29 protein-coding genes and 2 tRNA genes are annotated in these 26,244 nt (G+C 62.3%); 11 read left to right on the plus strand and 20 right to left on the minus strand.

All coding sequences use genetic code 11. The features are described 5' to 3' along the window. Positions 1-62: 62 nt before the first annotated feature. From VUG52_RS01635 to VUG52_RS01655, 5 genes are all read right to left on the minus strand, one after another. A tRNA-Thr gene (locus VUG52_RS01635) sits at positions 63-138 on the minus strand. Positions 139-236: 98 nt separating this feature from the next. Beyond that, complete coding sequence (locus VUG52_RS01640; RefSeq protein WP_052896382.1) at positions 237-488, minus strand: hypothetical protein; 252 nt, start codon at positions 486-488, stop codon at positions 237-239. 22 nt (positions 489-510) lie between these two features. After that, positions 511-897: a hypothetical protein gene (locus VUG52_RS01645; RefSeq protein WP_050703393.1), complete on the minus strand. Its 387-nt coding sequence runs from the start codon at positions 895-897 to the stop codon at positions 511-513. 18 nt (positions 898-915) lie between these two features. Beyond that, positions 916-1,122, minus strand: a complete 207-nt coding sequence (locus tag VUG52_RS01650; RefSeq protein WP_023629980.1) for a helix-turn-helix domain-containing protein — start codon at positions 1,120-1,122, stop codon at positions 916-918. 9 nt (positions 1,123-1,131) lie between these two features. Next, positions 1,132-1,710, minus strand: coding sequence for a hypothetical protein (locus VUG52_RS01655; protein WP_050703394.1), 579 nt, complete (start codon positions 1,708-1,710; stop codon positions 1,132-1,134). A gap of 527 nt (positions 1,711-2,237) precedes the next feature. Here VUG52_RS01655 and VUG52_RS01660 point away from each other — a divergent pair. Then, on the plus strand, positions 2,238-2,597 hold the full coding sequence (locus VUG52_RS01660) for a multidrug/spermidine efflux SMR transporter subunit MdtJ (protein WP_050703395.1): 360 nt from the start codon (positions 2,238-2,240) through the stop codon (positions 2,595-2,597). After that, complete coding sequence (gene mdtI / locus VUG52_RS01665; protein WP_050703396.1) at positions 2,591-2,908, plus strand: multidrug/spermidine efflux SMR transporter subunit MdtI; 318 nt, start codon at positions 2,591-2,593, stop codon at positions 2,906-2,908. Before VUG52_RS01660 ends, mdtI begins: the two co-directional genes overlap by 7 nt. Before the next feature lie 225 nt (positions 2,909-3,133). Here the strand turns inward: mdtI and VUG52_RS01670 are convergent, their stop codons facing one another. The 5 genes from VUG52_RS01670 to VUG52_RS01690 form a co-directional block, all read right to left on the minus strand. After that, positions 3,134-4,360, minus strand: a complete 1,227-nt coding sequence (locus VUG52_RS01670) for a methyltransferase (RefSeq protein WP_050703397.1) — start codon at positions 4,358-4,360, stop codon at positions 3,134-3,136. 104 nt (positions 4,361-4,464) lie between these two features. Then, positions 4,465-5,154: an ABC transporter permease gene (locus VUG52_RS01675; protein WP_028688474.1), complete on the minus strand. Its 690-nt coding sequence runs from the start codon at positions 5,152-5,154 to the stop codon at positions 4,465-4,467. After that, positions 5,155-5,847, minus strand: coding sequence for an ABC transporter permease (locus VUG52_RS01680; RefSeq protein WP_050703398.1), 693 nt, complete (start codon positions 5,845-5,847; stop codon positions 5,155-5,157). A gap of 57 nt (positions 5,848-5,904) precedes the next feature. Further along, positions 5,905-6,666 (minus strand): ABC transporter substrate-binding protein, encoded by a 762-nt coding sequence (locus VUG52_RS01685; RefSeq protein ID WP_028688472.1) that lies wholly within the window; start codon positions 6,664-6,666, stop codon positions 5,905-5,907. A gap of 11 nt (positions 6,667-6,677) precedes the next feature. Beyond that, positions 6,678-7,451, minus strand: a complete 774-nt coding sequence (locus VUG52_RS01690) for an ABC transporter ATP-binding protein (protein ID WP_050703399.1) — start codon at positions 7,449-7,451, stop codon at positions 6,678-6,680. Between the two features lie 606 nt (positions 7,452-8,057). On the opposite strand from VUG52_RS01690, the gene gabP reads away from it, so the two are divergent. Continuing rightward, a complete protein-coding gene (gabP, locus tag VUG52_RS01695) occupies positions 8,058-9,443 on the plus strand; it encodes a GABA permease (protein ID WP_050703400.1) in 1,386 nt (461 codons plus the stop codon). Between the two features lie 74 nt (positions 9,444-9,517). Here gabP and VUG52_RS01700 read toward each other — a convergent pair whose 3' ends face one another. Both VUG52_RS01700 and ppk2 read right to left on the minus strand, forming a co-directional pair. Further along, a complete protein-coding gene (locus VUG52_RS01700) occupies positions 9,518-9,961 on the minus strand; it encodes a hypothetical protein (RefSeq protein ID WP_050703401.1) in 444 nt (147 codons plus the stop codon). A 192-nt stretch (positions 9,962-10,153) separates the two neighbouring features. After that, positions 10,154-11,164: a polyphosphate kinase 2 gene (gene ppk2 / locus VUG52_RS01705; RefSeq protein ID WP_050703402.1), complete on the minus strand. Its 1,011-nt coding sequence runs from the start codon at positions 11,162-11,164 to the stop codon at positions 10,154-10,156. Between the two features lie 163 nt (positions 11,165-11,327). Between ppk2 and VUG52_RS01710 the strand changes: the two genes are divergently transcribed. Continuing rightward, positions 11,328-11,618, plus strand: coding sequence for a type II toxin-antitoxin system RelE/ParE family toxin (locus VUG52_RS01710; RefSeq protein WP_050703403.1), 291 nt, complete (start codon positions 11,328-11,330; stop codon positions 11,616-11,618). 9 nt (positions 11,619-11,627) lie between these two features. Beyond that, the gene (locus tag VUG52_RS01715) at positions 11,628-11,933 is read left to right on the plus strand and encodes an addiction module antidote protein (RefSeq protein WP_050703404.1); all 306 of its coding nucleotides are present in this window, start codon (positions 11,628-11,630) and stop codon (positions 11,931-11,933) included. A 105-nt stretch (positions 11,934-12,038) separates the two neighbouring features. On the opposite strand, the gene VUG52_RS01720 is transcribed toward VUG52_RS01715, so the two are convergent. From VUG52_RS01720 to VUG52_RS01735, 4 genes are all read right to left on the minus strand, one after another. Next, positions 12,039-12,114, minus strand: a tRNA-Phe gene (locus VUG52_RS01720). A gap of 90 nt (positions 12,115-12,204) precedes the next feature. Continuing rightward, positions 12,205-12,477, minus strand: coding sequence for an oxidative damage protection protein (locus VUG52_RS01725; protein WP_011536185.1), 273 nt, complete (start codon positions 12,475-12,477; stop codon positions 12,205-12,207). Further along, positions 12,474-13,541: an A/G-specific adenine glycosylase gene (gene mutY / locus VUG52_RS01730; protein ID WP_050703405.1), complete on the minus strand. Its 1,068-nt coding sequence runs from the start codon at positions 13,539-13,541 to the stop codon at positions 12,474-12,476. The genes VUG52_RS01725 and mutY overlap by 4 nt, the downstream gene beginning before the upstream one ends. Further along, complete coding sequence (locus VUG52_RS01735) at positions 13,538-15,787, minus strand: AsmA family protein (protein WP_050703406.1); 2,250 nt, start codon at positions 15,785-15,787, stop codon at positions 13,538-13,540. The genes mutY and VUG52_RS01735 overlap by 4 nt, the downstream gene beginning before the upstream one ends. A 416-nt stretch (positions 15,788-16,203) precedes the next feature. Here VUG52_RS01735 and VUG52_RS01740 point away from each other — a divergent pair, with 416 nt between their 5' ends. The 6 genes from VUG52_RS01740 to hisF all read left to right on the plus strand — a co-directional run bounded on the left by VUG52_RS01740 (position 16,204) and on the right by hisF (position 21,164). Next, complete coding sequence (locus VUG52_RS01740; protein ID WP_331832378.1) at positions 16,204-17,862, plus strand: OFA family MFS transporter; 1,659 nt, start codon at positions 16,204-16,206, stop codon at positions 17,860-17,862. A 263-nt stretch (positions 17,863-18,125) separates the two neighbouring features. After that, positions 18,126-18,719: an imidazoleglycerol-phosphate dehydratase HisB gene (hisB, locus tag VUG52_RS01745; protein WP_028688464.1), complete on the plus strand. Its 594-nt coding sequence runs from the start codon at positions 18,126-18,128 to the stop codon at positions 18,717-18,719. Then, positions 18,720-19,358, plus strand: a complete 639-nt coding sequence (gene hisH / locus VUG52_RS01750) for an imidazole glycerol phosphate synthase subunit HisH (RefSeq protein WP_028688463.1) — start codon at positions 18,720-18,722, stop codon at positions 19,356-19,358. Next, positions 19,359-19,619, plus strand: a complete 261-nt coding sequence (locus tag VUG52_RS01755) for a DUF2164 domain-containing protein (protein WP_050703409.1) — start codon at positions 19,359-19,361, stop codon at positions 19,617-19,619. Between the two features lie 27 nt (positions 19,620-19,646). Then, positions 19,647-20,384, plus strand: a complete 738-nt coding sequence (hisA, locus tag VUG52_RS01760; protein ID WP_023382794.1) for a 1-(5-phosphoribosyl)-5-[(5-phosphoribosylamino)methylideneamino]imidazole-4-carboxamide isomerase — start codon at positions 19,647-19,649, stop codon at positions 20,382-20,384. A 9-nt stretch (positions 20,385-20,393) separates the two neighbouring features. Further along, positions 20,394-21,164, plus strand: coding sequence for an imidazole glycerol phosphate synthase subunit HisF (hisF, locus tag VUG52_RS01765; protein WP_331832379.1), 771 nt, complete (start codon positions 20,394-20,396; stop codon positions 21,162-21,164). A 50-nt stretch (positions 21,165-21,214) separates the two neighbouring features. On the opposite strand, the gene VUG52_RS01770 is transcribed toward hisF, so the two are convergent. The 4 genes from VUG52_RS01770 to VUG52_RS01785 all read right to left on the minus strand — a co-directional run bounded on the left by VUG52_RS01770 (position 21,215) and on the right by VUG52_RS01785 (position 26,094). Then, positions 21,215-22,822: a M12 family metallo-peptidase gene (locus VUG52_RS01770; RefSeq protein WP_082337603.1), complete on the minus strand. Its 1,608-nt coding sequence runs from the start codon at positions 22,820-22,822 to the stop codon at positions 21,215-21,217. 219 nt (positions 22,823-23,041) lie between these two features. Next, a complete protein-coding gene (choV, locus tag VUG52_RS01775) occupies positions 23,042-24,220 on the minus strand; it encodes a choline ABC transporter ATP-binding protein (protein ID WP_050703411.1) in 1,179 nt (392 codons plus the stop codon). Further along, a complete protein-coding gene (gene choW / locus VUG52_RS01780; RefSeq protein ID WP_177330813.1) occupies positions 24,217-25,065 on the minus strand; it encodes a choline ABC transporter permease subunit in 849 nt (282 codons plus the stop codon). The genes choV and choW overlap by 4 nt, the downstream gene beginning before the upstream one ends. 81 nt (positions 25,066-25,146) lie before the next feature. Further along, a complete protein-coding gene (locus tag VUG52_RS01785; RefSeq protein WP_220689963.1) occupies positions 25,147-26,094 on the minus strand; it encodes a choline ABC transporter substrate-binding protein in 948 nt (315 codons plus the stop codon). Positions 26,095-26,244: the final 150 nt, after the last annotated feature.

The following is a 26,244-nucleotide window of genomic DNA, read 5'->3' on the forward strand; positions in this document are numbered from 1 at the left end:
ACGCAGTGGGCGTTTTTCCATCTCCAGAATGACGAAAGCCCCGCATTGCGGGGCTTCTAAGGTGGTGCCGGCACCAGGAATCGAACCCGGGACCTACTGATTACAAGTCAGTTGCTCTACCATCTGAGCTATACCGGCACAGGGGCGTCATTATAGCGATGGATTTGCCGCTGTAAACCACTTCGTTGCATCCATCGCACATTCCCCTAAGTCACCGCGCACAAAGGAGAAATTTCCTACCAGCCGCGGTGGATCGAGTTGACGCTCGGCTCGGGCTGGCCTGGGTTGAAGAACAGCTTGCCGTTGTCGCAGCCGCGCTTGCGGCAGGTGCCGTCGGCGTTGTGCAGGGGCAGGCCGCGGTCGCCGCCCAGTTGCATGCCGGGCATGTTCCAGTTCAGCGGGGCGGGCTTGCTCGAGGGCATGCTGCTGGCGCAGCCGGTCATGGCCAGGGCGAGGGTCAGCAGGGCGAAAGGCTTGGTGTGTTTCACGATGTTCGAGTCCGTTCCGGGATCAGTCTTTGTTCAGGATGCGCTGGATGGTGCCGCCGCAGGCCATGTAGCAGGAGTCGTAGTCATTGCCGCAACTGTAGCTGCTCCCCGTGTAGGAGGGGTAGCTCGGGTAGTAGCAACTGTGACGCGCTTCCTTCTTGCTCTTGCCGTTCTGACAGTACTGGTAGGCCCTCATTTCGGCCTGGTGCAGCGCACGTTCGCTGTTCTCCTGCAGGCGCGCCATCTGCTGGCAGTGGTTGCGCTGCGTCGAACAACTGTTGATGCAATTCATGCCATGCGCACTGGGCGGTGGCGAGTATCTATAGGTGTAGCTCGGGCCGCAGCCGGCCAGGGCCAAGGCCAGGCAGGCCAGCACGAGGGCGGCCAAACTGTTGTGGAAAAGTGCCATGGGTGTTGCAGTCCTTGATCATTCGTCGCTGAACTCCAGCAGATCGCCGGGCTGGCAGTTCAGGGCGCGACACAGCTTCTCCAGGGTCTCGATCTTGAAACCCTTGATCTTGCCGTTCTTCAGCAGCGACAGGTTCGCTTCCGTGATACCGATGATTTCCGCCAGGTCCTTGGAACGCATCTTGTTCCGGGCCATGACGACGTCGAGGCGGATGATTATCGGCATAGGAAGCAGTCAGACATAACAGTTGTGTTCATCGCTGATGGTCTTGGCGTCACGCATGAGCAGCGAGAAGGCACACAGCAGGATGCCTTTCATGATCTCGTAGACAGCCTGCGATGATACACCGATCGAGAAGCTGAAGCTTCTTTCGCCGGCCGGCAGGTCGATGGCCAGGGCCAGGCCCTGCAAGGTGTAGGTCACCGGCCATAGCAACGGGGTGAAGATGCACAGCAGGCCGACCCACCACAGCAGCTTGATGTTGTCCGAGGTCCAGGTCTGGCCACGGGACAGCCGATGGAAGAACAGGCCGGTCAGGCAGAGGGCGATGACGGAAATCATCGTCGGGATCATGTCCACGGCCAGTACCAGGGCGATGGCCAGGGGAGATGGCATGTAGCCGGGTTCCAGCAGCAGGGGCATCTGGTCGCCATAGGCCTGCAGGTAGCCGTTGAGCATTTCAGGGAAGTCGAAGATGCAGAGCAACGGGATGGCCGCCAACTCGACGATCGCGGTCGTCCAGGCCAGGTAGGCGGCAAATGTGCCGATGGTGCGTAGGCGCGAACGCGCATAGGCCACGGATCTACTGTTCATGGGGTGCCTCCGTACAGTGATGAACGGGGCGGATTATTCTTGAATAATTATCGTAAAACAATAATTAATTTTGTGTTTTGGACGGTGGCGACGCTTTGTCGCAGGAGGATGGAGTAGGAATGGCACCGGCCTTGCTGGTGATCGCGGGGCCAGCCCGCTCCCACGTTGAAGATACCTGCCTACGCTTTAGGGCAGTCGTAGGGTCATCTCCATAGGAACGAGTGTGGGGAATATAATTTACGAAGCTTTCAGCAGGCTTTAAGGGGATAAATCTGGAGGCGCGCAATTTTTCGCGAGAAATATTTAGTCTCAGCCTATCGTTTTGACTTAATCGATCACCTCAGTTAATCTTGTGTTCATTATGTTGAACAGTAAAGCTTTCAAGCTCCTCTCTTCCTCCCGCTTGGTTTCCCGTGAACGTCACTGGACCGGCGACCTCTAGCGCCACCCTCCCTCTACAGCCGTAAACGTCTCTGTCTGGCGCCGAAGCCTGTGCGCTCGGCTGCTGTCGCCCATGGGAGGGCATCATGCGTTCCTGGATCTACCTGATCGTCGCCATCACCTTCGAGGTGATCGGCACGGCGTCGATGAAACTCGCCGCCACCCATTTCCCCGTACTGGGGCATGCCGTCATGTACGTCATGATCTGTCTGTCGTATTTCTTCCTGGCCCTGGCGGTCAAGCGTGTGCCGGTGGGTGTCGCCTACGCGCTGTGGGAAGGGTTCGGTATCGTGCTGATTACTTTGATCAGCGTGCTCTGGCTCGGCGAAAGCCTGGGCTGGACCAAGGCCCTGGGCCTGGCGGTGATGATCGCCGGCATCCTGCTGGTCAAGGCCGGTACCCGGGCCAAGGCCGCCGAGCGTGAAGGGGAGGCGGTGCCATGCTGATGCCATTTGCCTGGCTGGGCCTGGCCATCGTGCTGGAAGTCCTGGCCAACCTGCTGCTCAAGTATTCCGACGGTTTCCGTCGCAAGGGCCTGGGCGTGGCCTCGATCCTCTGCGTGCTGGCGGCGTTCACCGCGCTGGCCCAGGCGGTCAAGGACATCGACCTGTCGCTGGCCTACGCGATCTGGGGTGGCTTCGGCATTCTCGCCACCGTGGCCATGGGCTGGGCCCTGTTCGGCCAGCGCCTGGCCGGGCGCGGCTGGCTCGGCCTGGTGCTGCTGCTGGTAGGCATGAGCTTGCTCAAACTGGCTTGACAACACCCCTGCCAAAGCGCTTGGCCGAATGGTTTATGCACAATGGGCATTGATCGCTTGCGCGAAAGGCATGCCGGCCGGCGCTACCATCGGTCTTTGCGCAAAGGCTTGTATTTACTGGCTTTGACGCTCGCCATGGAATAAGCAAAGCAGCGCAAATAGCCTCTGGATCCAAGATTTGGTGATTTTCATCACAAGCTTGTTCACAGAGTTATCCACAGGCTGTCAACCGCGCTGCGGCGCTGTGTCGCGCTCGCCCAGCAGTAGCAGGTTGCGGGGGGTCAGCGGGTAATCGCAGAACACTCCGAGCCGAACCGCATAGCCTTGTTCCTGAAGGAACAGAGCGCGGTCGAGCACCAGCCACATTTCCAGGGGGCGACGGAAGAGATTGCGAACTAGCTCGAGGTTGCGCACCTCGGCCAGGCGTCGCTGGCCGGCGGCTTCCAGGGCGGCCCAGTCGGGGTTGTCGTTGATCGTGACCTGCTTGAGTTCGGCCAAGTCGCGGCAGTACTGCTCGAAAGGCTTTGCCAGCCAGCTGACCGGCAGCGATGGCGTGGGCAGGTAGTCGTCGATGCCGCGTTGCTGGCGTTGCAGCATGTCGAAACCCAGGCGACGGGCCATTGAGGTGTCGCGCTGGCGCCGGGTACGCAGGCTGGAGGTGACCGCCTCGCTCAGCGGCAGGCCCAGGTCTTCCTGGGTCAACGCCAGCGCCGAGGCCCGGGCGGCGCTGGAAAGCGGCTGATAGGCCTTGCCCTGGATGCGGTTGTAGCAGCAGGGCGCAACGGCGATCTGCCGGCAACCCTGCTGGCTCGCCAGCTGCATGAGCCGAACATGCAGGTCGCCGCAGGCGTGCAGGGCGACCGCGCTCTTGTCGCCGTCCAGGTGGCGGGCGCTGTCGGCGGCCATGACGTCCTGGTGCACGTGGGTGGCGGGCAGGTGATGGTGCTCGCTCAGGGCCTTGCCGGCGCTGACCAGTTCGGCGTCGTACTCCAGGCAGGTCAGTTGCTGGCCGGGCTGCAACAGGCGACGACCCAGATGGCCTTTGCCGGAACACCAGTCGAGCCAGTGTCGGGCGGGTTGACTGAACGTCAGGCGACGGCTGAAGGCCTCGATCTGCTGCCACTTGCGGCCGGCGACACCGACATCAAGGCGGTGGCCGGCGGGATGCAGGCCGGCATCGGGCAGTTCGCCGACGGCGGACAGCTGCTCGGCTTCGGCGGCCAGTTGTGGGAAGGGGGCCGGGGCCTCAGGTGTGTCGTCGGGGGATTCGGCTTGCTCGAGCGTGCGCTGGCGCAGCCAATGGGACAGTGCCGGGTGCTGGTCTTCCCACGCCAGGCGCAGGTGGGTGAACGGGCGTGGGTGCCACAGGAACTGGTGCTGTGCGAGGAAGCGGTCGAGGGCGTGGAAGCGCTCGAGGAGCTGGTCGGTTTGCAGGATGGGGGGTGTGGTCATTCGAGCACCGGGGCGCTAGCGAGAGGGGCTGCTGTGCAGCCCATCGCGGCACAAGGCCGCTCCTACAGAGAGGGGCCGCGTGCGGCCCCGCTGTCTTCATGGGGTCAACGCCCCTGGCAGGCATCCACGCGCAGCCAGCGCTCCAGTACCTTGAAGCCCTGCACCAGCACGAACGAGATCACCAGGTAGAACACCCCGGCGGCAAAGAAGATCTCCACCGGCAGGTAGGTCCGGGCAATGATGGTCCGCGCCATGCCGGTCAGCTCCAGCAGCGTCACGGTGCTGGCCAGGGCGCTGGCCTTGAGCATCAGGATCACTTCGTTGCTGTAGGCCGGCAGGCCGATGCGCGTGGCGCGCGGCAGCATGATGTAGAACAGCGTCTTGCCCCGCGACATGCCCAGTGCCCGGGCCGCCTCGATCTCGCCCTTGGGGATCGCCTGCAGGGCGCCGCGCAGGATCTCGGCGATGTAGGCGGCGGTGTGCAGGGTCATGGTCAGCACCGTGCACCAGAACGGATCGCGCAGGTACGGCCACAGCGAGCTGTTGCGCACCACTTCGAACTGGGCCAGGCCGTAGTAGACCAGGAACAGCTGCACCAGCAGCGGCGTGCCGCGGAAGAAGAAGATGTAGCCGTAGGGCAGGGCGCGCACGTACCAGTGCCGCGAGGAGCGCGCCACCCCCAGCGGAATGGCCAGGATCAGGCCGGCGATGACGGCGATGGCCACCAGCTCCAGGGTCAGGGTCGCGCCCTGGGCCAGGCGTGGCAGCCACTTGATGATGACTTCCCAGTTCATTTACTCGGCCCTCATGAAGCCGCGAGCGGCGCGCTTTTCCAGGAAGTGCATGCCGATCATCGCGATGATGGTCAGGCCCAGGTAGATGCAGGCGGCAACCGCGTAGAAGGTGAACGGCTCCTTGGTCACGGTCACGCCGATCTGCGCGTGGCGCATGATTTCTTCAAGGCCGATCACCGACACCAGCGCGGTGTCCTTCATCAGGATCATGAACAGGTTGCCCAGGCCCGGCAGGGCGATGCGCCACATCTGCGGGAGGATGATCCGCGAGAGGATGCGCCCCTTGGACAGGCCCAGCGCGAGGCCCGCTTCACGGTGCCCCTTGGGAATGGCCAGGATCGCGCCGCGGAACACTTCCGTGGCGTAGGCGCCGAAGCATAGGCCGAGGGCGATGACGCCAGCCGCGAAGGCGCTGAGCTCCAGGCCCGGTATGTTCAGGGCGGCGCCAAGGCTGTTCATCAGCCCGACGGTGCCGAAGTAGATGAGCAGCACCCAAAGCAATTCAGGTACGCCGCGCACCAACGTGGAATAGGTGCCGCCAAGCCATTGCAGCGGCTTGACCGACGAAGTCTTGGCCAAGGCGCCGAGCAGGCCCAGGGCCAGCCCCAGCAGCAAGGCGCAGAGCGCCAGTTTTACGGTCATCAGGGTACCGGCCATCATGGCCGGGCCGAATCCGTGCAGGTCGATAGTCATGGGTAAGTTTGTTCAAGGGACAGGCACCGCCATGGCGGCGATGCCTGTCGGGGCGAATCAATAGATGCTGAACGGGAAGTACTTGTCGTTGATCTTCTTGTAGGTGCCGTCGGCGACGATTTCCTTCAGCGCGGCATTGAGCTTGTTACGCAGTTCGTTGTCGCCCTTGCGTACGGCGATGCCGACCTTGTCGCTTTCGTTGACCGGATCGCCCTTGAACTCGTAGTTCTTGCCGGCATCGGATTTCAGCCAGTCGTAGTTGGCGTACTTGTCGGCGAGGATGGCGTCGACACGGCCGGAGGTCAGGTCCAGGTAGGCGTTTTCCTGGCCGTCGTAGAGGTTGACCTTGAACTCGCCGTCCATGCCGCCGTTGTCATCCAGCCAGGTTGCCGCCTGTGTGGCGCGCTGGGTACCGATGGTCTTGCCCTTGAGCGAGGCGCGGTCGGTCTTGAAGTCGACGTTCTTCGGCGCGATGAACTGCTGCTTGTTCGAGTAGTAGGGATCGGTGAAGTCGACGGCTTGCTTGCGCTCATCGGTGATCGACAACGACGAGACGATGAAGTCGAACTTCTTGGCGTTCAACGCCGGGATGATGCCGTCCCAGTCGGAAGTGACCACTTCGCACTCGACCTTCATCTTGGCGCACAGGGCGTCGCCGATGTCCTTGTCGAAGCCGACGACCTGGCCGCTGGCATCCTTGTTGTTGAACGGTGGGTAGGCGGCTTCGATACCCATGCGCAGTTTCTCGGCGGCCATGGCGTTGGCCGACATCACCAGCGTGGCAGCAGCTGCCAGGAGGAACTTCTTGTAGGTCTGCATGTAGTGCTCCGTTAGCGGTGGCTGGACATGAATTGCTTGCAACGCGCCGAGGTCGGGTTCTCGAAGACCTGCTGCGGCGATCCTTGCTCTTCGACCAGGCCCTGGTGCAGGAAGACCACTTCACTGGACACCTGGCGGGCAAAGTTCATCTCGTGCGTCACCAGCAGCATGGTACGGCCTTCTTCGGCCAATGCGCGGATGACGTTAAGCACTTCCTGGACCATTTCCGGATCGAGCGCCGAGGTCGGCTCGTCGAACAGGATGACCTTGGGCTTCATGGCCAGGGTACGGGCGATGGCGGCACGCTGTTGCTGGCCACCGGAAAGCTGGGCGGGGTAGCTGTGGCGTTTGTCGAAGATGCCGACCTTGTTCAGCAGCGCCTCGGCGTGCTCGGTGGCCTCGGCCTTGCTCTGGCCGAGCACGCGGCGCGGCGCCTCGATGATGTTGTCGAGGATCGACATGTGCGGCCACAGGTTGAAATTCTGGAAGACGAAGCCGATTTCGCTGCGCAGGCGGTTGATCTGGCGGTTGTCGGCGGCGATCAGGTCGCCGTTTTTCTGTGCCTTGAGCTTGAGGGTCTCGCCGGCGACGATGATTTCGCCCTGGTGCGGGTTCTCCAGCAGGTTGATGCAGCGCAGCAGGGTGGACTTGCCAGAGCCGGACGAGCCGAGGATGGAGATCACGTCACCGTCGCGCGCGGTCAGCGAAATGCCCTTGAGAATTTCCTGCTCGCCATAGCGTTTGTGCAGGTTGCGGATTTCCAGCGCGGGCGTGGCCTGGGCCATGTGCGGTCCTCATGTGTTCGGGTGCGTTCCCAGCTGTTGGCGGCCTTCCTGGCGTGCGCCACGCTAGCATAGCGGCGCAACGGCGGCCAACCGGGTCGCGGGGAGCTCGGGTCGCTGGTGGGACAGTTTGTCGCATCGCTGCAGTGGACTGTCGCCAGGATATCCGCAATGGCGTTTTGCCCAGCACCGGAGCTTTGATGAAAAAAGGCGCGATGGTGCCAGCTTTGTTCCGGTCTGGGAAGCCGTTTTTGGCCGGGTGGCACTGTGTCGTGGGTTACACGAGTGCGTGGTTGCGCCTTGGGGTTGCGCTTTGCCTTGCCCTGAATTTGTGCCCAGGTGTTACCGAGGGGCACCTTTGGTGCGTTTGTAAGTGGGTATTTCAGTAATCCAAACTTGGCATGGGGATTTGACGACCTTTCGGTCAAAGCTTGGCGCAATGCCCTGCAAGCCGCGTCGTTATTGGTTACAGAAACATTTCAGACGAAAGCCATTCTCAGCTGGCCCGCTTATTGCCATCTCGAAACCACTGAATGCAGCGTCGTCCACTCACACCCCGGCGCGCTGGCCAGTCATTCGTGTAGTCCACCTCCTTACAAAGGTAGTTTTATGAGCGGTAACAATTCCAATGACCTCGCTCAGGGGCTCAAGCAACGGCATGTGACCATGCTGTCGATTGCCGGCGTGATCGGCGCCGGCCTGTTCGTCGGCTCCGGCCATGCCATCGCTGCCGCCGGCCCTGCCGTGCTGCTGGCCTACGCCGCTGCCGGTACCCTGGTGGTGCTGGTGATGCGCATGCTCGGCGAAATGGCGGTCGCCTCGCCTGACACCGGTTCCTTCTCCACCTACGCCGACCGCGCCATCGGGCGCTGGGCCGGTTTCACCATCGGTTGGCTGTACTGGTGGTTCTGGGTCCTGGTGATCCCGCTGGAGGCCAACGCCGCCGCCGCCATCCTGCATGCCTGGTTCCCGTCGGTGGACCTGTGGGCGTTCTCCCTGATCATCACCCTGGCGCTGACCGTCACCAACCTGTTCAGCGTGAAGAACTACGGCGAGTTCGAGTTCTGGTTCGCCCTGCTCAAGGTGCTGGCGATCATCGGCTTCATCGTCGTCGGTTGCGCGGCCATGTTCGGCATGGTGCCTAGCAGCCAGGTGAGCGGTATCAGCCACCTGTTCGATACCCAGGGCTTCATGCCCAACGGTCTGGGTGCGGTGCTGGCCGCCATGCTGACCACCATGTTCTCGTTCATGGGTACCGAGATCGTCACCATCGCCGCTGCCGAATCGAAAGACCCGGGCCGTCAGATCAGCAAGGCCACCAACTCGGTGATCTGGCGTATCTGCCTGTTCTACCTGGTGTCGATTTTCCTGGTCGTGGCCATGGTGCCGTGGAACGATCCGGCCCTGGCCGAGAAAGGTTCCTACCAGACCGTCCTCAGCCTGATCGGCGTGCCGAATGCCAAGCTGATCGTCGATATCGTCGTGCTGATCGCCGTGACCAGCTGCCTGAACTCGGCGCTGTACACCTCCTCGCGCATGCTGTTCTCCCTGAGCAAGCGTGGCGACGCCCCGGCCATCGCCCAGCGCACCACCAAGGCGGGCACCCCGCACTGGGCCGTGCTGCTCTCCACTGCCGCCGCTTTCCTGTGCGTGTTCGCCAACTTCCTGGCCCCGGCCGCGGTGTTCGAGTTTCTGCTGGCCAGCTCCGGCGCCATCGCCCTGCTGGTGTACCTGGTGATCGCCGTGTCGCAACTGCGCATGCGTGCCCAGCGTGAAGCCAAGGGCGAGAAGATCTCGTTCAAGATGTGGATGTTCCCGGGCCTGACCTGGGCGACCATCGCTTTCATCATCGCCATTCTGGTAGTGATGGGCCTGCGTGAAGACCACCGAGCCGAGATCATCGCCACGGCCATCCTGAGCATTGGCGTGGTGGCGGCTGGCCTGCTGGTGCATCGCAAGCGTGGCGCTGCTGCGCGAGTGGCGCTGGATAGCTGATCCGCATGTGAAACGAAAAGGCCGCGTCCTGTGAGGGGCGCGGCCTTTTTGTTTGTGCGGGTGGCGGGAGCGACTCAGCCGAACTGTTTCTGCTGTTGCTGCTGCCTGGCCACGACTTCCGAGGCAGTGACATAGGCATCCTGGAACTCGTCGCTCTCCAGCCAGGCCATGGTTGCGTCTTCGTCGGCGCCGTCGAGCCATTTGCGGTAGGCGGTGAACACCAGGACGATGTAGTCGGTGGCGTGTTCTTCCTTGTGGCCCTTGAGCACCAGTGCCAGCAGCGGGTCGACCAGGAATACCGAGATCATCGGCACCAGGCCGTTTTCCTGGGCCTCCTTCATCTTTTCGAACAGGCTGTTGTAGCTGCCCGACTCCATGGCCTTGTTGAACACCTGCTCGACGCTGGCGCTGTCACCGGCGCTGGCCTTGACCGCCTGGCCGCTGCGCACCATGCGGTTCTGCTTGGCCTTGGTGGCGGCGCGTTTGGCGCGTTTCTGTTGTTTGGTGTTGGTGGCCATGGAGGATCCTTGGGGTAGCGGGTAAAGGCGCGTATTGAAGCTTAGTTGCCCGGGAAACCCAAGTAGGTATTCGAGATTGTCGGGGGCGCTTTGCGCCCCTTTCGCGACACAAGGCCGCTCCTACAGGCGATCGCGTAACCTCTGTAGGAGCGGCCTTGCGCCGCGAAAGGGCTGCGCGGCAGCCCCAGCGATTCAGCCGGCCAGCACCGCCGGCTCATCCTCCTCGAACCCCCGCGAAGCCCGGCCGACCAGCAACGGATCCGGCGCATGCGCCACGCTGTGGTCCTTGCCCGGATAATCCAGCGAATGCAGGAAGTGGCGAATGCAGTTGATCCGTGCCCGCTTCTTGTCGTCCGACTTGATTACCGTCCATGGCGCATCGGCGGTGTCGGTATGGAAGAACATCGCTTCCTTGGCCGCGGTGTAGTCCTCCCACTTGTCCAGCGACTTGATGTCGATGGGCGACAGCTTCCAGTGCTTGAGTGGATCGTCACGGCGAGAGATGAAGCGGCGCAACTGCTCCTCGCGGTTTACCGAAAACCAGAACTTGAACAGCAGGATGCCGCTGTTGCACAGCATGCGCTCCAGCTCCGGCGCCTGGCGCATGAACTCCAGGTATTGCAGGGGCGAGCAGAAGTCCATGACCTTCTCGACCCCGGCGCGGTTGTACCAGGAGCGGTCGAAGAACACCATTTCGCCGGCTGTGGGCAGGTGCTGGACATAGCGCTGGAAGTACCACTGGCCCTTCTCCTGCTCGGAGGGCTTCTCCAGCGCGACGATGCGCGCGCCGCGCGGGTTCAGGTGCTCCATGAAGCGCTTGATGGTGCCGCCCTTGCCGGCGGCGTCGCGGCCCTCGAACAGCACGACGATGCGCTGGCCGGTTTCCTTCACCCAGTTCTGCACCTTCAGCAGTTCGATCTGCAGGTCATGCTTGGCCTTCTCATAGTCCTGGCGGCGCATGCGCGTGCGGTAGGGGTAGTTGGCCGGCAGGCGCGCCGAAGTGCTGTCTTCGTTGCTACCTTTGCGGGCGTTGGCCACTTCCAGGGCGGCGGGCTGCTGGCTGACCTGGGTGATGGTCTCTTGCGTGGCGGTGCTGGTGGCCGGTTTGCGCTGGCGTGGGCGACGGGGACGAGGGGCTGGCTTGGGGCTGCTGTCGGCCTCGGCGGGCGCTGGCAGGAGGAGGGTGGCGGATTCTTCGCTCATGGAGGTCCTTGCGGGGGTCGGTCGAATGTCCACCTTCCATCCTATTGGTCTGTGGAGGGTGGCTTTTTGATATCGATCAATCGGGAAGGGGGCCGCAGGTCTGTTGAATGGTTTGAAACAGTTGCCGTTTGATGTAGTGTGAACTGCGGTTTACATTTTTCTCATGCACACGCTCATACAGACCGACATGTACAGGAAGTGGTTTGCCGCCTTGCGGGATGCGCGTGCGCAAGCTCGCATCAACGTGCGGCTGCGGCGGGTCGAGCTTGGAGTGCTGGGTGATTGTAAGCCGGTGGGTGAGGGTGTCTTCGAGTTGAGGATCGACTACGGTCCGGGCTATCGGGTCTATCTGGCTCGGCGGGGTTACGAAGTGATCATCCTCCTGGCAGGAGGAGACAAAGCCACCCAGGCCAGGGACATCAAATCTGCACTCAGGCTGGCGCGCAATCTTTAGGAGACCACCATGACAGATCTCAAGCTGACCAAGTGGGACGCTGCGGACCATTTGCAGACCGAGGAAGATATCGTCCTCTATCTTGAGGCGTGCCTGGAGGAGAACGATCCGACGCTGCTTGCCGCCGCGTTGGGGGATATCGCCCGTGCCCGCGGCATGGCCCAGTTGGCTCGTGATACCGGCTTGACCCGGGAGGGTCTGTACAAGGCGCTGTCTGCGGATGGAAACCCCAGCCTGGCAACCATCATGAAAGTCATGGCGGCGCTCGGGGTCCGGCTGCACGCAGAGATCGTAACTCCGCGGGCGGCGGGGTAGGTCTTGATAACACGGCGCCGACCAAATCGCAGACAACAAAAAACCCGCACTAGGCGGGTTTCTTGTGTCGCTTCGGGTAACTTTGCAACCACCAGAAGCTGAAGGTGGTGCCCAGAGACGGAGTCGAACCGCCGACACGAGGATTTTCAATCCTCTGCTCTACCGACTGAGCTATCTGGGCGACGAGGTGCATTAAATAGATTTCCGAATCGACCGTCAACGACTTTTTTGAAAAAATTTAAATTAATTCCGTCGCTTACGGTTTTCGGGGTCAATTCGAGGGTGGCACGTAGCCTTCGGCCTGGGCGTAATCCTCACCGGCGAAGAACTTGTCCATCTCGGCCTGGATGAATTTGCGGTCCTCGGCATTCATCATGTTCAAGCGCTTCTCGTTGATCAGCATGGTCTGGTGGTCCTGCCACTCCTTCCAGGCTTTCTGCGAGATGTGCTCGAAGATGTCCTGGCCCTTGGCGCCTGGGTAGGGCGGGCGGTCCAGGCCGGGGAGTTCTTCGTTGTACTTGCGGCACTTCACGGTGCGGGTCATGGCTTGTCTCCTGCAATCAGTTCGTCGGCCGCGCGTTGCAGCAGCTTCTTGACCGGGGCGGCGAGGCCCAGGCGCGGCGGGGTGGCGAGGTTATACCAGAGCCAGTCGGGCTCGGCCACGTGCGAGCCGACGGGCTCGACACGCACCAGCCAGGGCTCGATGGCCAGCTGGAAATGGCTGAAGGTGTGGGTCAGGCCGTCCAGGGCCTGGCTGCCGTTCAGGCGCAGGCCGTGCTGGTAGGCGAGGTCGTCGAGCTGTTCCAGGCTGTCCAGCTCCGGCAGGCTCCACAGTCCGCCCCACAGGCCGGTGGAAGGCCGGCGATAGAGCAGGATCGCGCCTTCGTGGTTGGTCAGCAGCGGCATCAGGGTCTTGCGCTGGGGCAGGGCCTTGCGCGGCTTGGGCTCGGGGTAGCGGGTCTCCTCGCCATGCAGGTGCGCCTCACAACCCCTTTGCAGCGGGCAGATCAGGCAACTGGGCTTGCTGCGGGTGCACAGCGTGGCGCCCATGTCCATCATCGCCTGGGTGAAGTGGTTGACCCGGGTCATCGGCGTGAAGCGCTCGGCGGTGGCCCAGAGCTGGTTGGCCACTTTGGGTTCGCCGGGGTAGCCGGCCTGTGCGGTGAAACGGGCCAGCACGCGCTTTACGTTACCGTCGAGGATCGGCGCGCGGATGCCCATGCTGATGCTGGCGATGGCGCCCGCCGTGGAGCGCCCGATGCCGGGCAATTCGGTGAGTTGCTCGACGCTGCGCGGGAACTCGCCGCCATGCTGCTCGACAACGATCTTCGCGGCCTTTTGCAAGTTACGGGCGCGGGTGTAGTAGCCAAGGCCCGTCCACAGGTGCAGCACCTCGTCCTCCGGCGCCTCGGCCAGGGCCTGCACGGTCGGCAGGGCCTGCATGAAGCGGTCGAAGTAGTTGAGCACGGTGCTGACTTGCGTCTGCTGCAGCATGATTTCGGAGACCCACACCCGATACGGGTTGATGCCCTGTTGCCAGGGCAGGTCGTGGCGGCCGTGCTGGTCGTACCAGTCCAGCACGGCGCTGGAGAACTGCTGGGGGCTCATCGTTTGAACAGCCCCTTGAGCGCATCTTTGAGTTCCGGGCTCACCTTGTCTCCGAGTTTCTCTTCGAGTTTTTCATCGATCTTGTCCTTCAGGCGGTTGCCGGCCAGCTTCGCGGCGACCTTGCCCAGGCCGTCCTGATCCAGGCGGCAGGCCTTGGCGCCCAGCTCCAGCGGGCCGCGGCAGCGCAGCGGCACTTCGACGCCGGCAAAGCGCTCGTTGACCTGGCAGGCCGGGTCGGGCATGGCGCGCTGGTCGCCCTCGACGATCACGCCGACGTTGTAGTCCATGCCCAGCACGCGCAGGTCGAGGTCGCCATGGCCGTTGACGGTCAGGCCCGGGATGCGTGCCTTGAGGTCCGGGTTGCTGGCCACGCCGTTACGTACCACCAGGCTGCCGCGCAGTTCCTGGAACGGCGTGTCCTTGCCCCGCTGTTCGCCGCTGAGCTGCTTGCGGTTGAGGGTGGCGATGGCCTGGCACAGCTGCTGTTCCAGGTTGGCGTTGACCAGCACACCGTCGTTGATGGTGAAGCTGGCGTTGCCGTTGAGGGTATCGACCAGGGCTTTCTGGCTGTTGCCGGTGGCGGTCAGGTCGCTGTTCAGGGTCAGCAGGCCCTTCACTGGCGGCGTCTGGTCCGGGCTTTCGCGCTTGATGAAGTGCTCCACCGGCACGCGATTGATCTTGGTGTTCACGCCGATCTGCGGCACGGCGGGGCGTACGTCGACAGTGCCCTTGGCCTCGAAGGTGCCGTTGTACAGGCCGCCGCGCAGGGTCTGCAGGGTGACCAGGCCGGCCTGGCCGCTGGCGGTCAGCTGTGCGTCGCTGATCGGCAGCTTGTCCAGGGTCAGCGCGCCGAACGACAGGTCGGCCTGCAGGTCCAGGGCGCGCAGGCGGTCGACCGGCAACAGCTTGTCGTTGCTCCAGGCCACCTGGGTCGGTGCGTCGGGCAGTGGTGTGGTGCCCGCGCCGGCGACGGCGGTGGCTTCCTGCTGCTTGACCTCGGCCTGGCGCGCGGCGCTGGCGCCCTTGGCCTCTTCGCTTTTGGCCGGCAGGTAGCGATCGGCGTCGAACGTGTCGGCTTTGAGGCGTACGCGCAATGCTTGCTTGGCGAAATCGTCCACGGCGACACGGCCGGTGAAGGTGCTGTCGTCCAGCTTCACCGCCAGGTCTTCCAGGGCCAGGCTGTTCTGCGTGCTCTGCAGGCGGGTGACCAGCTCCAGCTTCTTGAACGCCCCCGGGTCGGCGGTGGCCGGCAGCGGGTGGCCGATGCCGTCGAGGAAGGTGCGCAGGTCGAACTGGGCGATGGACAGGCCGCCGCTGACCTGCGGGGCCTTGTCCAGATCACGCACGTTCAGTTCGCCCAGGGCGCGCAGCTGGTTGGCTGAGACCTTCAGGCCGCTCCAGGACGCGACATTGGCCGCCAGGTCGACCAGCACCTGCCCTTGGGCAACGAAGGTCAGGGTCTTGCCGGCCAGCGGCTCGCCCGAGGTCTCGCCTGACAGGCGCATGTCCTCGAGGTTGTAGCGCTTGAGCTTGCGGTCGAAGCGCAGCTCGCCGGTCAGCTCGGTGCGCGCCTTGATGTTCGGCTGGCTGGCGCTGAGGAAGGCACTGGCCTTGAGCGCGATGTTCGCGCCTTCGTGCACGGGGCCGGTGCTCAGCTGGATGCTTTCGGCGCCGTAGGTCTGTCCGGCTTTCTCGTCGGTGTAGAGCACGCGGGCGTTATTGACGGTCAGGCTGTCGATGTCGAGCTTGACCGAGCGTTCGCTGGCTTCAGCGTTGGCTGGCGCGGCGGCTGGCGCTTCAGCCGGCGTGCTGGCCGGCGCGCCGGCGACGGTCGGCTGCGGCAGTGGCTTGCCGATGTCTTCCCAGTTGCCGTGGCCATTGGCGTCGCGGGTCAGGGTCAGGTTGAGGCCCTCGACCCGCACATCGCTCATCTGCACCTCGCGGCGCAGCAGCGGCAGCACGCGCACCGACAGGCCGAGCATCTGCAGGTCGGCGAACGGCACCTTGGGGTTGTTCAGCGTGGCGATGCTCGCCTCGTGCAGCTCCAGGCCCAGCCAGGGGAACAGGCTCCAGCCGATGTCGCCGTTGAGGGTCAGTTCCACATGGGCCTTGTCGCGGGCCAGCTTGCGGATTTCGTCTTTGTAGTCGTTGGGATCGAAGAGGTGGGTCAGGGCGAAGCCCAGCGCCACGATGATCAGCAACAACCCGAGAAGCCCCAGCCCCAGGATTTTGCCGAACGCTTTCATGGGCGAGTCCTTGTAGTCCGATTTAGAAATTCAGCGGCGAGTATAGCGCCGTGGCACTTGGCTCTGCGTATCCGACATTTCGACAGTGGGAATGATGACAGTTCATTTATCACCTGCTTGGACCTAATCGCAGGGCCGAGACCAGCGTGGTACCTGCGTGGGAGCGGGCTAGCCCCGCGATGAGGCCCGAACAGGCGACACACCCTCACCTGAATACGCGAAATACCGATTCAGCTGACGAAAAAAACACGATATCAGATTGCTTTCATGTCACCCCCTGCTGGTAATCTTGCGCCCGCCCGTGGAGCCCCCGCGACCCATTGTCGCGGGGTGCCAGCCCAAGCGGCCGGGCTGCCTTGCGTGCAGCCAAAGCAGAGCCGTCCACGCGCACAGCCCACCTACAAAAGGAACAATCCATGAACAGCAGTATCACGGCGGGGGCGGTGGCGAGCGCGCCGGGCTTCCTGTCGAAGGAGCGCATCATCGCCCGCCCGGGCTTCAACCGTTGGCTGGTGCCGCCGGCGGCCCTGGCGATTCACCTGTGCATCGGCATGGCCTATGGCTTCTCGGTGTTCTGGTTGCCGCTGTCCCAGGCCCTGGGCGTCAGCGCGCCGGTGGCCTGCGTCGCCGACATGGGCTTCGTCGCCCGCCTGTTCAGCGCCGAGTGCGACTGGCCGATCTCCATGCTCAGCTGGATCTACACCCTGTTCTTCGTGTTCCTCGGCTGCTCGGCCGCGGTGCTCGGCGGCTGGCTGGAGCACGCCGGCCCGCGCAAGGCCGGCCTGGTATCGGCGCTGTGCTGGTGCGGTGGCCTGCTGATCTCGGCGATCGGCGTGAAGACCCACCAGCTGTGGCTGATGTGGCTGGGCTCGGGGGTGATCGGCGGGATCGGCCTGGGTCTGGGCTATATCTCGCCGGTGTCGACGCTGATCAAATGGTTCCCGGACAAGCGCGGTATGGCCACCGGCATGGCGATCATGGGCTTTGGCGGGGGTGCCATGGTGGGCGCGCCGCTGGCCACCGCGCTGATGGGCCATTTCTCCAGCCCGACCGAAGTGGGCGTATGGCAGAGCTTCGTCGCCATGGCCGCGATCTACTTCGTGTTCATGACCGCCGGCGCCCTGGCCTACCGCGTGCCGCCGACCGGCTGGAAGCCTGAAGGCTGGACGCCGCCGGCGAAGAAGGCCAACGCCATGGTCACCGACCGTCACGTGCACGTCAGCGTGGCCTGGAAGACCCCACAGTTCGCCCTGGTGTGGCTGGTGCTGTGCCTGAACGTGTCGGCCGGCATCGGCATCCTCGGGATGGCCTCGCCGCTGCTGCAGGAAGTGTTCGCCGGCAAGCTGCTGGGCAACGAGCTGACGTTCAGTGAGCTGAATGCCGCGCAGCTGGCGCAGATTGCCGCCATCGCCGCTGGTTTCACTGGCCTGCTGAGCCTGTTCAACATCGGCGGACGCTTCTTCTGGGCGTCGTTCTCCGACTACATCGGTCGCAAGAACACCTACTTCGCCTTCTTCGCCCTGGGCGTGGGCCTCTACAGCCTGGTGCCGAACATGGGCCACATTGGCAACGTGGCGCTGTTCGTGGCGGCGTTCTGCATCATCCTGTCGATGTACGGCGGCGGCTTCGCCACCGTGCCGGCGTACCTGGCCGACCTGTTCGGCACGCAGATGGTCGGCGCCATCCATGGTCGCCTGCTGACTGCCTGGGCGGCGGCCGGCGTGCTCGGCCCGGTGCTGATCACCTACCTGCGCGAGGCGCAGCTGGCGGCAGGGGTGGAGCGGGCCGCGGCCTACGACATGACCCTGTACATCCTCGCCGGCCTGCTGGTGCTGGGCTTCATCTGCAACATGCTGGTGCGGCCGGTGGCGGACAAGTACTTCATGACCGATGCCGAACTGGCTGCCGAGCGGGCGCTGAGCCATGACAAGGGTGTCGATTCGGCACGCTCGCTGGAGTGGCATGCGGCGCCGGGCAGCCTGCCGTTGGTGTTGCTGGCCTGGGCGGTGGTGGTGATTCCGCTGGCCTGGGGGGTGTGGATCACCTTGCAGAAGACGGCGGTGCTGTTTCATTGATGGATGATCCGGCCGGTTGATTGGCTGGTTTCAAGGGCCCCATCGCGGGGCAAGTCGCATCGGCGCACCGCCGCTCCCACGCCAGATCGTGGGAGCGGGCTGGCCCCGCGATGGGTTCAACAGAAAAATCTGCTTGTATAGACCTGTAGGCCCATTCCACCCCCGTAATTACTAGCTCTGCCATATGTCATCCGCGTTTCAAGCCGGCGCGTTCTGGGCCTATAATGGAGCCCTTTTCGCCCAATGATTTTGCGGAGCTGGTGATGGTCGAACGTAAGGCTTCCGTCGAGCGCAATACCCTGGAAACCCAGGTCAAGTGCTCGATCAACCTCGATGGCAGCGGCAAGGCCCGATTTGAAATCGGCGTGCCTTTCCTTGAACACATGCTCGACCAGATCGCCCGACATGGGCTGATCGACCTGGATATCGAGTGCAAGGGCGACCTGCATATCGACGATCACCATACCGTCGAGGACGTCGGCATCACCCTCGGCATGGCGTTCGCCCAGGCCATCGGCGACAAGAAAGGCATCTTCCGCTACGGCCATGCCTATGTGCCGCTGGACGAAGCGTTGTCGCGCGTGGTCATCGATTTCTCGGGGCGCCCAGGCCTGCAGATGCATGTGCCCTACACCCGCGCCACCGTCGGCGGCTTCGATGTCGACCTGTTCCAGGAGTTCTTCCAGGGCTTCGTCAACCACGCCCTGGTGACCCTGCACATCGACAACCTGCGTGGCCACAACACCCACCATCAGATCGAGACCGTGTTCAAGGCCTTCGGCCGCGCCCTGCGCATGGCCGTTACCCTCGACGAGCGCATGGCCGGGCAGATGCCGTCCACCAAAGGGTGCCTGTAAATGCAGACGGTAGCCGTAATCGACTATGGCATGGGCAACCTGCACTCGGTGGCCAAGGCCCTCGAGCACGTGGGCGCCGGCAAGGTGTTGGTGACCAGTGACGCCGCGGTGATTCGTGAGGCTGATCGCGTGGTGTTCCCCGGCGTCGGCGCGATCCGCGACTGCATGGCCGAGATCCGCCGCCTGGGCTTCGACAGCCTGGTGCGCGAAGTCAGCCAGGATCGCCCGTTCCTCGGTATCTGCGTGGGCATGCAGGCATTGCTCGACCACAGTGAGGAAAACGACGGTGTCGACTGCATCGGCCTGTTCCCCGGCCAGGTGCGCTTCTTCGGTAAAGACCTGAAGGAAGACGGTGAGCACCTGAAGGTGCCGCACATGGGCTGGAACGAAGTGAGCCAGACCATCGACCACCCGCTGTGGCACGACATCCCTGACCGGGCGCGCTTCTACTTCGTGCACAGCTATTACATCAACGCCGGCAAGCCGGGCCAGGTGGTCGGTCGCGGCCACTATGGCGTCGACTTCGCCGCCGCGCTGGCCGATGGCTCGCGCTTTGCCGTGCAGTTCCACCCGGAGAAGAGCCATACCCATGGCCTGCAACTGCTGCAGAACTTCGTCGCCTGGGACGGGCGCTGGTAAATGAGCCGATCGAAGACCAAGGCTCCCGTCATCACCCTGGCCCCGGAGCAGGAGCGCGACGCGCTTGACACGCTCAAGCGCTTCCTCGAAGACCGCTTCGAGCTGGAGCTGGGGTCGTTCGAGGTGGCCGAGGTCCTCGAGCTGTTCAGCAAGGAAATTGCACCCCACTACTACAACAGGGCGATTGCCGATGTTCAGCTGCACCTCAAGGAGCGGTTCGAGAGCATCGAAAGCGACCTGTGGGCGCTAGAGAAGCCCTGAACCCAACGAACAAGACAGGTTGCCAAGATGCTGATTATCCCCGCTATCGATCTCAAGGACGGTGCCTGCGTACGCCTGCGCCAAGGCCGCATGGAAGACTCCACCGTATTCTCCGACGACCCGGTGAGCATGGCCGCCAAATGGGTCGAGGGTGGCTGCCGCCGCCTGCACCTGGTCGACCTGAACGGCGCCTTTGAAGGCCAGCCGGTCAACGGTGAAGTGGTCACTGCCATCGCCAAGCGCTACCCGAACCTGCCGATCCAGATCGGCGGCGGCATCCGCTCGCTGGAAACCATCGAACACTACGTCAAGGCCGGCGTCAGCTACGTGATCATCGGCACCAAGGCGGTCAAGCAGCCTGAGTTCGTCGCCGAAGCGTGCAAGGCCTTCCCCGGCAAGGTCATTGTCGGCCTGGATGCGAAAGACGGCTTCGTCGCCACTGACGGCTGGGCCGAAGTGAGCAGCGTGCAGGTCATCGACCTGGCCAAGCGTTTCGAGGCTGACGGCGTCTCGGCGATCGTCTACACCGACATCGCCAAGGACGGCATGATGCAGGGCTGCAACGTGCCGTTCACCAAGGCCCTGGCCGAAGCCACCTCGATTCCGGTGATCGCCTCGGGCGGCATCCACAACCTGGGCGACATCAAGGCCCTGCTGGACGCCAAGGCCCCCGGCATCATTGGCGCCATCACTGGCCGTGCCATCTACGAAGGCACCCTCGACGTCGCCGAGGCCCAGGCCTTCTGCGACAACTACCAAGGCTGAGGAACGACCATGGCACTGGCCAAGCGCATCATCCCTTGCCTGGACGTGGACAACGGCCGGGTGGTCAAGGGCGTCAAGTTCGAGAACATCCGCGATGCCGGCGACCCGGTGGAGATCGCCCGCCGCTACAACGAGCAGGGCGCCGACGAGATCACCTTCCTGGATATCACCGCCAGCGTCGATGGCCGTGACACCACCCTGCATACCGTCGAGCGCATGGCCAGCCAGGTGTTCATCCCGCTGACCGTTGGCGGCGGCGTGCGTACCGTGCAGGACATCCGCAACCTGCTCAATGCCGGTGCCGACAAGGTGTCGATCAACACCGCCGCGGTGTTCAACCCGGAGTTCGTGGGTGAGGCTGCGGACCGTTTCGGTTCGCAGTGCATCGTGGTTGCCATCGACGCCAAGAAAGTCTCCGGCCCAGGTGAGACGCCGCGCTGGGAGATCTTCACCCACGGCGGTCGCAAGCCGACCGGGCTGGACGCAGTGGAGTGGGCGAAGAAGATGGAAGGCCTGGGGGCCGGCGAGATCCTGCTGACCAGCATGGACCAGGATGGCATGAAGAACGGCTTCGACCTGGGGGTTACCCGGGCGATCAGCGATGCGCTGGGGATTCCGGTGATTGCCTCGGGTGGCGTGGGCAACCTGCAGCACCTGGCCGACGGGATTCTGGAAGGGCATGCCAGTGCGGTGCTGGCGGCGAGCATCTTCCACTTTGGCGAGTACACGGTGCCGGAGGCGAAGGCATACATGGCTGCGTGTGGGATCGTGATCAGATAACGGTTTGGGGCCGCGTTGCGGCCCCAAAAGCATGTAGTACGCCGCGTTAGCTATTTATACATGTATCGAATAAGAGCAGGAGTTCCTGAACCAGTTTTTTTGAATGTTATTCCTGAAGGTATTCCTTCACCTGTGAAAATATTACTGATTTTGAAGTCGCCGTTGTAAGTTCCTGAGTAGCAAAATTTTGTGCTCATGAGCAGATTGCTGAAGCATAAGGTTCCATTGCCTGACCACTTGGAGATTGATGCGCTTTTGGGCTGGATTGCCTCTTCTTTGCACTCAGGGGTCCAGTTTACCATGGCCCAGTCTTCGCTTCGTCTGGCGACAACTAAACAATAATTAGAGTCGTCACTCAAAGTAAGTACTATATTAGGATAGACGGGGCTAGGGTAAAAATTTTCAACAATCTCCCGGCGCTCATCGAACCGGCGGGCAGCGTCATTGTATTTTTCGGTGCCGAGTGAAGCGCCTTGATACCGTAGGCGCGGATTTGAGAAGTAAGGTATGACGTCATGGGACGTAGTCATCAGTGTACGGAAGCTGGGTATACTACTTTCGTAACCGTATGCATATCGTGGAATCACCCCCTCGCTGTCTGGAAACTCGTGGTCAGCTCCGAGATTATGGCCAATCTCATGCGCCAGCGTAGAGTCAGTACAGCTGAACACAGAGTAAGCGAACGGTTTGTCAGCCTCGAGCCATCCTAGGCCGCAGTATTCCATGGAGGTCGAAAATAAAGTAACTAAGCTAGATTTAGTTCTATCTCGTTTGGGGTTTACGTATTTCCAAAGGGCTCTTTCCTCAAAGGTAAGATCATCAAGTTGGTCATCATACGTTTTTCCCGATTCGCTATAGGGGGCATCTAAGATCTCGGACAGCTCAAGCGTCAGGTTGGTGTCACTTTGGTTGTAATAAATATTGGTCTCCGTCAGTATTTGTTGTAGTGTTTGCCGAACGTTCGGGTACTTGGCTCTTGATTGTTCGGTGGTGACGATGAGCAGTCTGATAAGGCTTTTTTCGGAGCTTGGCGATGTGTTTATATTCGCAGCGGGCTTGTTGTTTCGTGGGGTTAATCTTGGTTTTGACTTTGGCGGGAGCTTGGTCTTATCAAGTTTGACCAGAACATGCTGGTCTCCGCCAATACTCTCGAGACGATAATGGTTTCCGTTGACATGGATGCTGCCAATCAACTGTTTGTCATGACGTACTATGGAAATCCAATTAAAAGGATCGAGATCGACTTCAGCGGCTGAAGACTTGTGCTGTTTGGCGTCTGATGAGATATCACCGTACCAGCTGATCATGCCATCTGGCACCGTGTCTGCTCCTTTTCTCCGAAATTTTATTGTTTTTCCATCAGGCAGTGGAACAGAGAATGTATCAGTATTACGGCTGATTAGGTCGGGGTTCACGCTAACCGGATGCAGCTCGAGGGTTGCAGGGTCGTTGAACAGGGTTGTCAGATAGGGGTGAACGCCCTGATGCGCCTGCAACGTCTGCAGTGCTGGTTTGTCCAGTTTGGGTTGCAGTTGGAACAGCGCGGCAGAACGCTCAGTGGAATGGCTGGTTGTTTGGCTTGGTGTCGTCGAATTGCAGGCTGAAATAAGTGTGATGCCAGCAATAAAAAACAGTTTCTTCCAGTCGGAATATTCCATGAGCTCGTTCCCGTAGAGGTGAGCTCATAATGAAACGCATTGAGAGAATGGCCACAACTGGCAAAAATTATAGGTAAAGACTTAACGGTTGGTGTTAGTATGCCCCCCTTTCGCGACACAAGGCCGCTCCTACAGGGGAACGCGTATCCATCCGGCAAACGCATATCCCTGTAGGAGCGGCCTTGTGTTGCGATGGGCCGCAAAGCGGCCCCCATTGCATTACCCGTGATTCTTGCCGAGCAACGCGTGATACAGCTCGGTATCCCCAAGAATCCCCACCACCTTGTCGTTATCCTGCAACACCAGCTTGTTGCCGGTCTGGTAACGAATCCGCAGCGCCTCGCGCATGCCGATATCGGCGTGCACCACGGTCGGCCTGCGCTCCAGCAGCTCCACATCCTGCCCCGGTGCCCAGTTCTGCATGTCCAGCCCGTTCTGGCCCTGGCGCGCGCGCTTGAGCGAGCCCCCTTCGCCGAGGTCCAGCCATGAGTCGATTCCCGGGTCCAGGCACACCGAGCCGTTGACCCGCTTGCACTGGTCCAGGCTGCGCATCAGGCTGCGGCCGCACAGCACGTTGAGCGGGTTGGTGTGGGCGACGAAGGTGCGCACATACTCGTCGGCCGGGTTGAGCACGATGTCTTCCGGCTTGCTGTACTGGATGATCCGCCCGTCCTTCATGATCGCGATGCGGCTACCCAGCTTCAGGGCCTCGTCGAGGTCGTGGCTGACGAACACGATGGTCTTGCTCAGCTTGCTCTGCAGGGCCAGCAGTTCGTCCTGCAGGCCTTGGCGGATCAGCGGGTCGAGGGCCGAGAACGGCTCGTCCATCAACAGGATGTCGGCGTCCATCGCCAGCGCCCGGGCCAGGCCCACGCGCTGCTGCATGCCGCCGGAGAGTTCGTCCGGCTTCTTGTTGCGCCACTGGGTCAGGCCCACCAGCTCGAGCTTCTCGTCGACCAGCTTGCGCCGTTCCTTCTCGGGGCGGCCCTGCATTTCCAGGCCGAAACTGATGTTCTCGCGCACCGTCAGCCAGGGCATCAGGGCGAACTTCTGGAACACCATGGCGATGCGCTTGGTGCGCATCATCTTAAGCTCCGCCGGGGTGCAGTGGGCGATGTCGATGTGCTTGCCTTCGTGCTCGACGAACAGCTTGCCACGGCTCACGGTGTTGAGGCCGTTGATGCAGCGCAGCAGGCTGGATTTGCCCGAGCCGGACAGGCCCATCAGCACGCAGATCTCGCCCTTGTTGATGTCCAGGTTGGCCTTCTCGACGCCGACCACCAGGCCCGTCTGCTTGAGAATCTGCTCGCGGGTCTTGCCCTGGTCGAGCAGGGAAAGCGCCTCGCGCGGCTTGTTGGAGAAGATGACGTCGACGTCTTCGAATCGAATGATGCTCATGCCTCACCCCTTACCGGCAGCTCCGGTTGCTTGCAGATACGGTCGAGCATGATTGCCAGCAGCACGATCGCCAGGCCCGCTTCGAAGCCCAGGGAGATATCGGCGGTGTTCAGTGCGTTGACCACGGGTTTGCCCAGGCCGTCGGCGCCCACCAGGGCGGCGATCACCACCATCGACAGCGACAGCATGATGCACTGGGTCACGCCGGCGGCGATGCTCGGCATGGCGTGCGGCAGTTCGATACGGGTCAGCAGCTGGCGGCGCGAGCAACCGAAGGCCTTGCCGGCGTCCATCAGTTCCTGCGGCACGTCGCAGATGCCCAGATAAGTGAGGCGGATGGGCGCGGCGATGGCGAACACCACGGTGGAGATCAGCCCCGGTACCACGCCCAGGCCGAACAGGGTCAGGGTCGGGATCAGGTAGACGAAGGTGGGCACGGTCTGCATCAGGTCCAGCACCGGGCGCATGGCGGTATAGAACATCGGTTTGTGCGCGGCGGCAATGCCCAGCGGCACGCCGATGACCACGCAGACCACCGTGGCGAAGGTGACCTGCGCCAGGGTTTCCATGGTTTCCTGCCAGTAGCCCAGGTTGAAAATCAACAGGAACGACAGGGCGACGAAGACGGTAAGGGCCCACTTGCGCTGGATCAGGTGCGCGAGGGCGGCGAACAGGGCGATGAGCACGAACGGGTTGAACCAGGTCAGGGCACTGGTGACCCCATGGATCATGAATTCCAGGCCTGCGGCGATGGCGTCGAAGTAGCTGGCGCCGTTCTGGGTCAACCATTCGACGAATGAGGCGATGTACTGCCCCAGGGGTATTTTCTGATCGATAAGCATGATAGCGAGCTTCCACCTGCAAAGATTGAAATCAGTCCGGGGCGGGCACGGTCCCGCCCCGAGGTGTTGCCATTGCGTCTTGCGTTATTGCGTCAGTTTGGCCTTGGCCGCCTCGAGGCCGGGCTTGCCGTCCACGGTGGTCACGCCGGCGAGCCAGGCATCCAGCTTGCCGGGGTTGTCCTTGAGCCACTTCTTGGCCGCAGCCTCGGGTTTCATCTTGTCGTCCAGGACATAGCCCATCATGGTGCTTTCATCCTTGAGCTCGAACGACAGGTTCTTCAGCAGCTGGCCGACGTTGGCGCATTCCTGCGCATAGCCCTTGCGGGTGTTGGTGAGCACGGTGGCCTTGCCGAAGTCGGGACCGAAATAGGCGTCCCCGCCGGTCAGGTACTGCATCTTGAAGCGGGTGTTCATCGGGTGTGGTTCCCAACCGAGGAACACGATCGCCTCGTCGCGCTTCTGCGCCCGGTCGACCTGGGCGAGCATGCCGGCCTCGCTGGACTGCACGATCTGGAAGCCGGCGTCCTTCAGGCCGAAGGCGTTGTCGTCGATCATCTTCTGGATGGTGCGGTTGCCGTCGTTGCCGGGTTCGATGCCGTAGATCTTGCCCTTGAGCTCCTGCTTGAACTTGGGCAGGTCGGCGAAATCCTTCAGGCCCTTGTCATACAGTGCCTGGGGCACGGCCAGGGTGTACTTGGCGTTCTCCAGGTTGGCGCGCACGGTCTCGACGGTGCCGGCGTCGCGGTACTGCTTGATGTCGTTCTCCATGGTCGGCATCCAGTTGCCGAGAAACACGTCCAGGTCCTTGCCGGTGGCCAGCGACTTGTAGGTCACCGGTACCGAGATCATGGTGGTGTGGGTCTTGTAGCCCAGGGCTTCGAGCACGACGCTGGTGGTCGCGGTGGTGACCGTGATGTCGGTCCAGCCGACATCCGAGAAACGCACCGTCTTACACTGCTCGGGTTCGGCGGCCTGGGCCAGCAGCGGAGCGGACAGCAACGCGACCAGCAACAGCTTGGGTGAACCTTTCATGGATGGACTCCTGTGATTTTATCTTCGGGTTCGCGTGGGTCGCCGGGCGTTCTCAGGGCTCCGGTCGACCAGGCCTGCAGAGGGCAGGATGCGAGGCCGTGCAATACGAGTCGCTTTCGATAATCCTCCAGCGTTCGGCAATCGCCTACT

This window comes from Pseudomonas sp. LH21 (assembly GCF_036549575.1).
Lineage (GTDB): Bacteria > Pseudomonadota > Gammaproteobacteria > Pseudomonadales > Pseudomonadaceae > Aquipseudomonas > Aquipseudomonas peradeniyensis.